The organism is Halochromatium sp. (assembly GCF_046541315.1).
Lineage (GTDB): Bacteria > Pseudomonadota > Gammaproteobacteria > Chromatiales > Chromatiaceae > Lamprobacter.
On the sequence record NZ_JBKHDN010000081.1, the window covers coordinates 1 to 11,721 of the forward strand.

An 11,721-nucleotide genomic window follows, 5' to 3' on the forward strand; every position below is an offset into this window, starting at 1 on the left:
CGGCGTGGATTCGCGGACGCGCTGCTGGCGTTCGGCGTCGGCGGGAGTGACGGATAGGGCCCGACAGGGGATCCTTCCTGACAGACCGGAATCGCGGCGTGTATCATACTTGATCGGGAGCCCACTGAATCGAGCCCCAACGGCAGGCAGCATAGGCGGGCTGGCATCGGTCACCTCACGGGGCCACAAGCACACGGAGACCAACCGTCGATGTCTTGGAAACCTCTACTGATTGTCTTGGGCGTCGTTCTGGCCGCTGCTGGTAGCCTCTTCGCCGCCTTCTATTTCAATGCCTTCCTGGTCGACCTCTGGTGGTTCAGCGCGCTCGACTATGGCCTCTACTTCTGGGCACGGATGCTCTATCAATCGATCATCTTCCTGGTCGTCACCCTCTTCTTCTTCCTGCTGTTCTTCCTCAATTTCTGGATCGGGTCGCGCTACCTGGGCGCGGAAACCCCGGCCCATCACGACCTTGAGCAGGGGCAGACGCCGCCCGCGCCGGCGGCGAGCGTGACGAGGCCGAGGTCCAAGTACCAACGGCTGTATGATCAGTTCCAGCGCGGTTCGCTGTGGTTCTACCTCCCCCTCTGTCTTGGCCTCGCCCTCCTGGTCGCGCTGCCGGTGTTCGCGCAATGGGAGCAAGCGCTGCTGTTCTTCTTCGCGCCCAACAGCGGCTTGACCGACCCCGCCTTTGGCAAGGACATCAGCTACTATCTGTTTTCGCTGCCGTTCTTTTCATTGATCTGGCATGAACTGCTCACCGCCTCGCTGATCCTGCTCGTCGGCCTGGTCTCGCTCTATTGGCTCGAACAGCAGATGGTGGCGGGATACGATCAACCGATGCGCCGGGGCGCGAAGATCCACATCGGGCTCGCCATGGGCTTCGTGGTCCTGATCGGCGCCTGGTATTTCGTGATGGATCGCCAGATGCTGCTCTACAGCGACGCGCATGTGCCGATCTTTACCGGCCCTGGCTATGTGGAGATGAACTTCACGCTGGCGCTGATCTGGGCCTGTTTGATCCTGCTCTTGATTCTGGGCGCTTTAGCCATCCTCTATGTCGAAACGCGCAAGGGCCTGATCTGGCTGGTCGCGGTCGCGATCATGTTCGTCGGCACCCTGGCGTTCCGGTATTCGTCGATCACCCCCGAGCTCCTCCAGAAATATGTCGTCAACCCCAACGAACTCGATCTGCAGGGGCCCTACATCCGCCAGAATATCCAAGCGACGCTCGCGGCCTACAATCTGCAAGATGTCGAAACCCGGCGTTATCCGGTGCAGGACATCCCCTGGAATACCAGTGCCACCGAATTCAAGGAAACCCTGGTCAATATTCCCATCTGGGATGAGGTCCAGCTCGGCCAGGTGTTCCAGGAGCTACAGGAGATTCGCGCTTACTACATCTTCAACACCCTCGACGTGGATCGCTATACGGTCAACGACCACTACCAGCAGGTAGCGGTCGCCGCCCGCGAGATCGATCTCGACAAGCTCCCGGACGAATCTCGTAACTGGGTCAACGAATGGATGAAATACACCCATGGTTACGGCGCTGTGATGGCGCCGACCGCGCAAACCCAGGCTGGCGACATCGACTGGCTGATGCACGGCATCCCGCCACGCTCGAACGTCGATCTCGACATCGAGCAGCCGGGCATCTATTACGGCACCGGACCCTCTTCGCCAGTGATCGCGCCGAACGAGAGCGGCGAGATCGATTACGCCAGCGATGACGATCTGGTCCTGTCGGACTACGCGGGCAAGGGCGGCGTGCGTTTCTCGGGCCTGTTCCGACGCGCCATCTTCGCGCTCTATTTCGGCGAGGTGAACCTGATCCTCACCAACCAGATCAACCAGGACAGCCGCATCCTGTTCCGGCGCAATATCGCCGAGCGGATCGCGCACTTGACGCCCTTTCTGCACCTCGATCCCCATCCCTATCCGGTCGTCACCTCCGAGCGGGTCTACTGGATTCAGGATACCTACACCCTCTCTTCCTGGTTCCCCTCTGCATACTCGACGACGGCCGACATCGATGGCAAGAGACGCGAGTTCAATTACATCCGCAATGCGGCCAAGGTCGTGGTCGATGCCTATGACGGTAGCGTCGACTACTACATCACCGAGCCCGACGATCCGATCATTCGCGCCTACGCCCGCGCCTATCCCGGCCTGCTCAAGTCGTTCGACGAGATGCCCCGAGAGCTGAGGCAGCATGTGCGCTATCCGAAACGCCTGTTCAAAACCCAGCTCGAGGTCTACAGCCGTTATCACCAGAAGAAACCCGGCACCTTCTTCAAGCAGGAGGATCTGTGGGAGTTTGCCGAGGTGCAGTGGGAGGACGAACTGCGTGTCATGACGCCCTACTATGTGACGATCAATCTTCTCGATCCGGACCGCTTCGAGTTCAGCCTGCTCGCCCCGATGAATCCCAAGGGCAAGAACAACATGCGGGCCCTGGTGGTGGCCGGAAACGACGGCGACAACTATGGCCGCATCGTCGCCTACACCTTCCCGCGCGGTTCCCTCGTCTATGGTCCCGCGCAGGCGGATGGCTTCATGAAGCAGGACCCGATCGTCACCCAGGAATTCGCGCTCTGGAACCGGCGTGGCGCGCAAGCGGAGCGGGGGCGGCTGATCGTCATTCCGATCGATGGGGTCATCACTTATCTCCAAGGCGTCTTCCTGAAGGCACAGACCGACGCGAACATCCCGCAACTGGTACGCTTCATCAGTAACGTCGGCTATCGGGTCGCGATGGAGCCCTCGCTGGAAGGGGCCTTCACGGCACTGAATCAGGCGGCGTTGTTCGATGAGGACCCGTCTCGGATCGAGCCTGCGGTCCCGCCGCCGGTGCTCCCCGATCGAGAAGACCACCAATCCCCGCAATCGGCGCCCGCCGAGCAGGATTGAGACGGCCATCCCCTGAGACGACCCCCCGTCGAGCAAGCGGTTCTTTTCGTAAAGGATTCCGTGCGACAATCGAGCACTCAGCATTTCCCTACACCAGAGGCAAGCATCGATGCAACCGTCTAACGACCACCGACACATCGTCAGCGCCTACGACTTGGATCTAGCCCATCTTCGCGGCCTGGTTGTCGAGATGAGTGCCGCTGTGGTGCAACAAACACGCACCGCAGTCGAGGCCCTCGCCCAGGGCAGTCATGCCAGCGCAGCCGCCGTCATCGACCGCGACCCGGAGATCGACGCCCAGAGTCTCGCCGCCGATGAAGAGGTCTTTCGGGTCATCGCCAAGCGCCAGCCAGCGGCGATCGACCTGCGCCTGATCTTGGCCACCGCGCGCATCGTCGGCGACCTCGAACGCGCTGGCGACAAGGCCAAGCGGATCGCCAGGCACACCCTCAAGCTGCTCGAGGCCGGGTTCGATCCGCTCCTGCCCGAGCCGGCCCTCGAACTCATGCACCGGCTGATGGAGATCGACTGCGAACTGTTGGAGAGCGCGGTCGCCGGTCTCGTCGAGGCCGATCTCGACAAGGCGATCGCCGTTTTCCGGGCCGACTCGCGGCTCAATGACACCAGCGAACAGTTGCGCGCCGCCCTCCTCGACCCCGCCGCCGGGCTTGCCGGCGATCACTTCGCGGGCCTACTAACGATTACCCACGCGCTCGAGCGAACCGGCAACCATGCCAATAATATCGCCGAGCAGGTCATCTATGTGATCACCGGTGACGATGTGCGCTATCGCAACCGCGAGCTGCTGATCGACAGCCTCGGCAGTCGGCGCCCCGCCTAGCCGACGCGCGGTCCGATCCGTTCTCGCCGAATCTGAGGATAGCCCCGGCCTCGCGCCGGGGCCGTCGTGTCGTTCCGAGCTTAGCCGAAACGCCCGGTGATGTAGGCCTCGGTCAGCTTGTGCTGGGGCCGGTTGAAGATGTCGTCGGTGGTGCCGACCTCGACCAGGTCGCCGAGATGGAAATAGGCGGTGCGCTGGGAGACACGCGCCGCTTGCTGCATCGAGTGGGTGACGATGGCGATGGTGTACTGCTTGCGCAGCTCGTCGATCAATTCCTCGATGACCGCCGTGGCAATGGGGTCGAGCGCCGAGGCGGGCTCGTCCATCAGGATCACCTCGGGCGAGACCGAGATCGCCCGCGCAATGCACAGGCGCTGCTGCTGACCGCCGGAGAGCCCGGTGCCGGCGGCATCGAGCCGGTCCTTGACCTCGTTCCAGAGGCCCGCGCGCTGCAGACTGATCTCGACCAGCTCGTCGAGTTCGGCGCGATTGTTGGTCAGCCCGTGGATGCGCGGCCCGTAGGCGATGTTCTCGTAGATCGATTTCGGGAACGGGTTCGGCTTCTGGAACACCATGCCGACGCGCGCCCGCAGCGGCACCACATCGAGACCGCGGTCCATGATCTCCTCCCCGTCGAGCTTGATCGAGCCCGTGACGCGCGCTACCGGGATGGTGTCGTTCATCCGATTCAGGCAGCGCAGGAAGGTCGATTTACCGCAGCCCGACGGGCCGATCATCGCGATGACCTCGTGGCGGCCGATGTCCAGACTGACGTTCTTGATCGCATGATTGTCGGCGTACCAGACGTTGACATCGCGGCACACCATGCAAGGATTCGGTGAGCTGATCTCGCCGACAGTGGTGGTGGTGGACTGATCCCGGGACAGGCTGTCGGCGGTGAAATGGCCGGGTTTCTCGGCGATTGCTTCGGCGGTGGTATTCATAGGGAACGGCTCGGAAGATGGCTCGGGTGACACGCTCGCCGCCGGTGTCTCGACGGCATTCGTGGCGTGATGCGGGTCGTTCATGCCTTGCTTATGCATTTTACAGCAACGGGGCAAAGACCCGCACTGATGATTACCAACGCCGCTCGAAGCGTCGGCGCAGCAGCACGGCGGTCAGGTTCATCAGGATCAGGAAGGCCAGTAGCACCATGATCGCCGCCGAGGTCCGCTCGACGAACGCGCGCTCGGGGCTGTCCGCCCACAGGAAGATCTGCACCGGCAACACCGTCGCGGCATCGGTGAAGCCCTGCGGTATGTCGACGATGAAGGCGATCATGCCGATCATCAGCAAGGGCGCAGTCTCGCCAAGCGCCTGGGCCATGCCGATGATGGTGCCGGTCATCATGCCCGGCAGGGCGAGCGGCAGCACATGATGCATGCGCGTCTGCAGCGGCGAGGCGCCGACGCCGAGCGCGGCCTCGCGGATCGACGGCGGCACCGATTTCAGCGCCGCCCGACTGGCGATGATGATGGTCGGCAGCGTCATCAGGGTCAGCACCATCGACGCCACCAGCGGTGTCGAGCGCGGCACGCCGAAGAAATTGATGAACACCGCCAGACCGAGCAGACCGAACACGATCGAGGGCACCGCCGCGAGGTTGTTGATATTGACCTCGATGAAATCGGTGATGCGATTCTTCGGCGCGAATTCCTCCAGATACAGGGCCGCACCGACCGCGATCGGGAACGAGAACAGCAAGGTCAACACCAGGGTGTAGAACGACCCCATCACCGCGCCACCGATACCCGCAAGCTCGGGCTCGCGCGAGGTGCCACCGGTGAAGAACGGCATGTTGAAGCGTTTGCTGATCAGGTCCGCGTACTCCAAATGCAAGATCCAGGCGATCTGCTGATCGCTCAGTCGCCGCGCATCTTGCGGGGTGGTCAGCTCGATCGTCTGCCAGGTGCCTGGCTCGGCCGGCTCGGTTGAGGCCGGCGGCACCAGCACCTCGCCGCGCACGCGGTCCGCCTCCAGGGCCACCAGCTTGATCAGCCCGTCGTTGACGCGCAGCAGGAAGCTCGGCGCCTCGGCACTCAGGATCAGTTCATCGTCGCTCGCCGCCTCGTCGCGCAGGTCCTGGATCTGCTTCTCCAGGCGGTCGATCTTGCGTCCTCTGCGATCGATGTCACGCTCGATTTCGGCCGCTTGCTCTTCCGGCAGATCGGTTTGTGCGAGCTGTTGATCCTGAAGCTCGCGATCGCTTTGCTCCAGCCCTTGCTGGCGCTCAAGCTCGTCGGCGGCGTCGCTGATCCGCTGACGGGCCTGCTCGAGCAGCGGCCCAAGCCCCTCGTCGGAGACGCGCACGACGACCTCCTCGCCGATCGCGTCAAGCTCGCCCTCGAGCCTGGCGACCCCCTCGCCATCGGCGCTCACGACCGGGGTCATACGTCCCTTCATGAACACGTCGACATCGTCATCGGCGAGCAGACTCACCGAGCGCTCGCTGCCGATCACCGTCGGGTCTTGCGCCACGAGTTCGCGCAATTGCCGCGGCGCACCAGGGCTCATCAACTTATCCAGATTGCGCCGTTGCTCGCGTCCGGTGACCTCCGGGAACTCGGCGCGCAAGGCGTCGCGGGCGAGCTTGAGGAAATTCACCGAGCGCAGTTGGCTCGCGATCTCGGACTCGTCCAACTCGCCATCGCGCAAGTCGCCGTTTGGATCAATGGCTTCGGCCTCGAACGCCACGGGCAGTTCCAGATAGCTCTGAAAGAAGGCGCTGTAGCCATTGCTGACGATGTTGATGAACAGGATCGCGACGAAACTGAGCCCCAGCACGACGGCGCTGGCCCCGAGCAGCCGGAACCGACGCTCGGTGCCATAACGCCGTTTCAGGCTGGCCTCGACGATCTCGCGCGGACTGCGGCTCGCGCCGCTGGCGGTGGTGGTCTTAGTCATACTGTTCTCGATACTTGCGCACGATGTGCAGCGCGATGACGTTAAGGATCAGGGTCACGACGAAGAGCGTGAGGCCGAGCGCGAAGGCGGCCAGGGTCTTGGCGCTGTCGAACTCCTGGTCACCGGTGAGCAGGGTGACGATCTGCACCGTCACCGTGGTGACGCTCTCGAGTGGGTTCGCGGTCAGGTTCGCGGCCAGACCGGCGGCCATCACCACGATCATGGTCTCGCCGATGGCACGCGACACCGCCAGCAGCACGCCGCCGACGATGCCCGGCAGCGCCGCCGGGAAGATCACCCGGCGGATGGTCTCGGACTGGGTCGCGCCGAGCGCGTAGGAGCCGTCGCGCAGCGACTGCGGCACGGCGTTGATTACATCCTCGGAGAGCGAGGAGACGAACGGGATGATCATGATGCCCATCACCAGACCCGCCGCGAGCGCGCTCTCCGAGGCGATATCCAGCCCAATGCTCTGGCCAAAATCGCGAAAAAACGGCGCCACGGTCAACGCGGCGAAGAAGCCATAGACCACGGTCGGGATGCCGGCCAGGATTTCGAGCACCGGCTTGGCCCAGGCGCGAATCATGCGCGGCGCGTATTCGGCCAGATAGACCGCCGAGAGCAGCCCGATCGGCACCGCCAGCAGCATGGCGATGAACGAGATCAGCAGGGTGCCGGTGAATAGCGGGATGGCGCCAAAGGCCCCCGAGGCACCCACCTGCTCGGCCCGCAAGGCGATCTGCGGACTCCATCGGGTGCCGAACAGGAACTCGGTCCAGGGCACCTTCTGGAAGAAGCGGAGCGACTCGAACAGCACCGACAGCACGATGCCGAGCGTGGTCAGGATCGCGAGCAAGGAGCACAGGATCATCACCAGCATCAGGATCGATTCGACCCGATTGCGAGCGCGAAAGCTGGGCTTGGTATGCTGCCAGGCCCAAGCCATGCCGGCGAGGACGAAGGCGCCAGTCAGCGCCCAGAGGCTGAGCGTGGCAATCTGCTGGAGCTGTTGGAAGCGAGCCGCGGCCGCCTCGACCTCGGGACTCGGGTCACGCCCCATCGAGTTGCCGCTGGCCAGGTTGCGGATGTCGCTGGTGAGCAGGCTCAACTGCCCCTCGGAGAGATCGGCGGTCACCTCCGGCGGCAGCTCGGCGAGCGTCAGCGCGGTGAGGATCTGCCCCTGCAGGCCGACCCAGAGCAGCAGCAGCAACAGCGCCGGGAGGCCGACCCAGAGCGCTGCGTAGTAGCCGTAGTAGGCCGGCAACGAGTGCAGGCGATTGATCTGAGAGACGCCGCCGACGACGCCGATCGCGCGTTGGCGTCCGATGTAGTAGGCCAGCCCCATGGCGGCCAGAACGATGAAAAACAACAGCGTGGAGTTCATAGCGGCGCGCGTGCGTTGCGAAGGACGACGAAAACGGGAGTGCGATCATGGAAGACGCCGACGGCCCTGCGGACCGTCGGCGTTCAATCAGCCAGGATGACGCGACCACGCGGCACCCTGCTTCGACGAGCTAGACCTTATTCGGGGCTCGACATCGGCTCCAGGTTGCGGACTCGCTTGGCAATCTTCTTGCGCATGTCCTCGGGCAGCGGAACCAGGCCCTTAGGCGGCAGGTAACCGTCCGGACCCCAGGCATGCTCGCTGGTGAACTCGTTCGCGTACTCCTGGATGCCCGGAATGGTGCCGACATGGGCATTCTTGATATAGAATTGCAGCGAGCGCGAGACCGGATAGTCGCCGCTGGCGATATTGTCGAAGGTCGGCTTGACGCCATCGATGATGCTGCCCTGCAGCTTATCGGTATTCTGATCCAGGAAGCTGAAGCCGAAGATGCCGAGCGCGTCCTCGTTCGCTTCGAGCTTCTGCACGATCAGGTTGTCGTTCTCGCCGGCCTCGACATAGGCGCCATCCTCGCGAACGGTGTGGCAGATCGACTTGTATTTCGACTTGTCCTCGCCCTTGATGTCGGCGATCCAGTCGAAGGTCTTGCAGCCACCCTCCATCGCGATCTCGGCGAAGGCGTCACGGGTGCCAGAGGTCGGCGGCGGGCCGAGCACCTCGATGGCGACATCGGGCAGATCCGAGTTCACATCCTTCCAGGTCTTGTAGGGGTTCGCGACCAGCTCCTCGCCGCCATCCGGGTCCGGCACGTCCTTGGCCAGCGCCAAGAACAGATCACGCAGCGACACTTCGAACTGATCGGCCTCCTTGGAGTTGGCGATGGCGATGCCGTCGTAACCGATCATGACCTCGGTGATCTCCTCGACGCCATTCTCTTGGCAGGTCTCGAACTCGGAGACCTTCATCCGGCGCGACGCATTGGTGATATCGGGCTCATCGACGCCGACGCCGGCGCAAAACAGCTTCAGGCCGCCGCCCGAGCCGGTGGACTCGATCTTCGGGGTGTTGAACTCGGTGGTCTCACCGAAGCGTTCGGCGACCGTGGTCGCGAACGGGAACACGGTCGAGGAGCCGACGATGTTGATGGTATCGCGAGCCAGGGCCTGCGACGAGAAGGCGAGCGTGCCAAGAACAGTGACGGTCAGTGCAGATAACTTCATGGAGCGTCTCCATTAGCGGGTGTGTCGAGACTCCTATTGTGTGCCCTGAATGTTTTCATAGTATGACTTTTTTATTGCGATTTGATGACATCGCCAGGGTCCGCTTAGCCGTCTCGCGAGACGGGTGGCCCGGGCCTTGAACCCAGAAGCCGGATCAATTCGATCGGCGCCAGCACCCGCTGGGGCGGCGCGGCGCCAAAACAGACCTGGATCAGGGTATCGACCAATGTCTGGCCCTGGGCGCCGCGTCCGAATAGCCGGTCGAACACCCAGGGCGTGAACGCATACCGCTGCGCCAGCCGCATGAGCAAGAAGAGCGCCCGAAAACGCCCTCGTAGGTCGCGGGAATAGCCGGCGAGCGCGGCGGCTGGCAGCGGTCCCTCGGCGGGGGCTTGGCGCAGCGCGTCGACGATCGTCGCAGCCGCCAGCGCGGCCGACTCCAGCGCGTAGTCGATGCCCTCGCCGGTGAACGGATTGACCAAGCCGGCCGCCTCGCCCACCGCGATCAGGCCCGCGGCGCGCGTCGGCGCGCTGAGGAAATCGCTGCGGATCGGATAGCCGGCGATGGCGCTCGCCCGCTGGCCGTTGGCGCCGAGGCGCGCCAACGCGGGATGCTCGCGCAAGAGCCGGGACAGCATCGAGGCCGCGTTGACGCCGCCGCTGCCGCTATACCAGTAGCCGAGGTTGGCGCTGTTCGGCCCGGTCGGGAACAGCCAAGCATAGCCCGGCAAGGGCAGATGATCGAAGAAAAAGCGCAGATCCGGCCCCGGCGACGGCATCGCCGGCAGATAGCAGCGCGCGGCGATGCTATGCACCGGGCCGCGCGGCGTCAGCGGCGTGTGCTTGATCAGTGACAGCGCGGCGCCGGTCGCGATGACCACGAGCCGCGCCGGCAGCCGCTCGCCCTCGAGTTCGACCCCGCCGCCCGGGCACAGGGCGCGCACATGCCCGACGCAAAACCGCGCCCCCGCCGCCAGCGCCTGCCGTTGCAGCAGATGATCGAAGCGCCGGCGCGGCAACACCAGGGTGCGGTTCGGCAGCGCGCCATCGCCGGTGATCGCCGTCTCGGCCTCGGCGCCGCCGGGCGCGCGAAAGCGAATCCGGGTCGCCGAATGGGCCTCGGCGGCGACCGCGTCCAACAGCCCCAATTCGATCAGCGCCTGCTGAGCGCGCGGACTCAGGCCATCGCCGCAGACCTTATCGCGCGGAAACGCCGATTTATCGATCAACAGCGTGGAAACGCCAGCCCGCGCAAGATGATAGGCGGTCGCGCTGCCAGCGGGGCCGGCGCCGACGACGATGACTTGCGGGTGCTGATCCATCTGTCTGGCCTCCAGGCGCTCAGGTGCAAGCCGCCGATCAAGTTGGACGCTGACCAGGCTGAACGCTGACCGGGCCGATCAGCGCGCACAGCGCGGCACGCGCAGGCGCCGATGCGCCAACTCGCCGCCACAGGGCTGTCCGCGCACCTCGGCGAGCACCCGACCCGCGCCATCGCTCAGGCGCCAATCGGCGACCCCGATCTCCTCGCCGATGAAGAAATGGCGCACCACGAGGCGGCTGCGACGCAGCAGCGCAATGCGGTGCAGCACGCGACTGTCCAGGGTCAACCGCAGCCCGTCGGCCTCGGCCTCGATGCGCCGCCGCAGCGGCCGGCGCGCGCCCAGCACCGGATCGACGCTCTGTTCCACCCACTCCAGCCGCAGCGCCTCGGCACCGAAGCGATGCTGGCGAGGCTCGCCATCCTGTCGCCAGCAGACCTCGAGATAGCGCAGCGCCTGGCTGCCCGGATAGGTTTGCAGCACCAGCGCCTCGCCGGTCTCGGCCTTGGGCACGAAGAGAAAATCCCAGCCCTGCCAGGGCAGCGGCCGAATCCCGAAGCTATGCTCCGCGTAGCCATCGGCGCCCCGCCAGGCGAGGCGCACGGGGCCAGCCCGAAGACGCGCGCGCAAGGCCGCCGAGGCATAGGATGGATGCTCGCCTCCGGGCGCTTGCGCGAGCCCGTCCAGCAGATCGGGCTGAAGCGCCAGCTCGCCGTCCGCGCGCGCCACCGGCGCCGCGCATTGGACCTGCCAATGCGCGCCGAGCGCGCGCCCGAGCCAGCCGTCGAGCCTGTCGAACGCGCTGGGCAAGGCGACGCCAGGCAGGCCGGCATGCGACAGATGCAGCGTCAGGCCGGCGCCGGCCTCGATCCGCAGCGTTGCCCGCGCCGCATCCGCTTGTTCCAGCTCGAGGCGACACCGCGCATCGCTGGCGCGCAGTCCGCCGGTGGCGGATGGGCCGCCGCCGGGCGCGTCGAACGCGCAGGAGGCGGGCGCGAACAGGTGCATCCAGCACAGCTCGGCGGTCTCGTCCCCGAACAGCGGGCTAGTGTCGGGATCAGCGCCAGCATCGATACCAGAATCAATACCAGTATCAATACCAGCATCGACGCCAGTATCGACGCCAGCGCCTCCGGCCGCCGTGCTCGGCAAACGCGGGCGATCGATCACCCCGGC

The 11,721-nt window shown here is 64.8% G+C and carries 7 protein-coding genes and 2 pseudogenes; 2 read left to right on the plus strand and 7 right to left on the minus strand.

Annotated elements, in window-relative coordinates; all coding sequences use genetic code 11:
• The first annotated feature begins 210 nt into the window (after window positions 1–210).
• Window positions 211–2,913, plus strand: coding sequence for a UPF0182 family protein (locus ACLFQI_RS07155; protein WP_410758229.1), 2,703 nt, complete (start codon window positions 211–213; stop codon window positions 2,911–2,913).
• A 109-nt stretch (window positions 2,914–3,022) separates the two neighbouring features.
• The gene (gene phoU / locus ACLFQI_RS07160; RefSeq protein ID WP_410758230.1) at window positions 3,023–3,754 is read left to right on the plus strand and encodes a phosphate signaling complex protein PhoU; all 732 of its coding nucleotides are present in this window, start codon (window positions 3,023–3,025) and stop codon (window positions 3,752–3,754) included.
• A gap of 80 nt (window positions 3,755–3,834) precedes the next feature.
• Here phoU and pstB read toward each other — a convergent pair whose 3' ends face one another.
• From pstB to ACLFQI_RS07195, 7 genes and pseudogenes are all read right to left on the minus strand, one after another.
• On the minus strand, window positions 3,835–4,698 hold the full coding sequence (gene pstB / locus ACLFQI_RS07165) for a phosphate ABC transporter ATP-binding protein PstB (RefSeq protein ID WP_410758231.1): 864 nt from the start codon (window positions 4,696–4,698) through the stop codon (window positions 3,835–3,837).
• Between the two features lie 133 nt (window positions 4,699–4,831).
• Window positions 4,832–5,632 (minus strand): annotated as a pseudogene (gene pstA, locus ACLFQI_RS07170) (phosphate ABC transporter permease PstA); the annotation flags it as partial.
• A gap of 564 nt (window positions 5,633–6,196) precedes the next feature.
• Window positions 6,197–6,658 (minus strand): annotated as a pseudogene (locus ACLFQI_RS07175) (DUF3333 domain-containing protein); the annotation flags it as partial.
• On the minus strand, window positions 6,651–8,042 hold the full coding sequence (gene pstC / locus ACLFQI_RS07180) for a phosphate ABC transporter permease subunit PstC (protein WP_410758232.1): 1,392 nt from the start codon (window positions 8,040–8,042) through the stop codon (window positions 6,651–6,653). The pseudogene ACLFQI_RS07175 and the gene pstC, both read right to left, overlap by 8 nt.
• A 137-nt stretch (window positions 8,043–8,179) precedes the next feature.
• On the minus strand, window positions 8,180–9,223 hold the full coding sequence (locus ACLFQI_RS07185; protein ID WP_410758233.1) for a substrate-binding domain-containing protein: 1,044 nt from the start codon (window positions 9,221–9,223) through the stop codon (window positions 8,180–8,182).
• 104 nt (window positions 9,224–9,327) lie between these two features.
• Window positions 9,328–10,545: an NAD(P)/FAD-dependent oxidoreductase gene (locus ACLFQI_RS07190; protein ID WP_410758234.1), complete on the minus strand. Its 1,218-nt coding sequence runs from the start codon at window positions 10,543–10,545 to the stop codon at window positions 9,328–9,330.
• A gap of 78 nt (window positions 10,546–10,623) precedes the next feature.
• Window positions 10,624–11,721 (minus strand): hypothetical protein (locus tag ACLFQI_RS07195; RefSeq protein ID WP_410758235.1); only part of this gene is annotated, 1,098 nt, incomplete at its 5' end.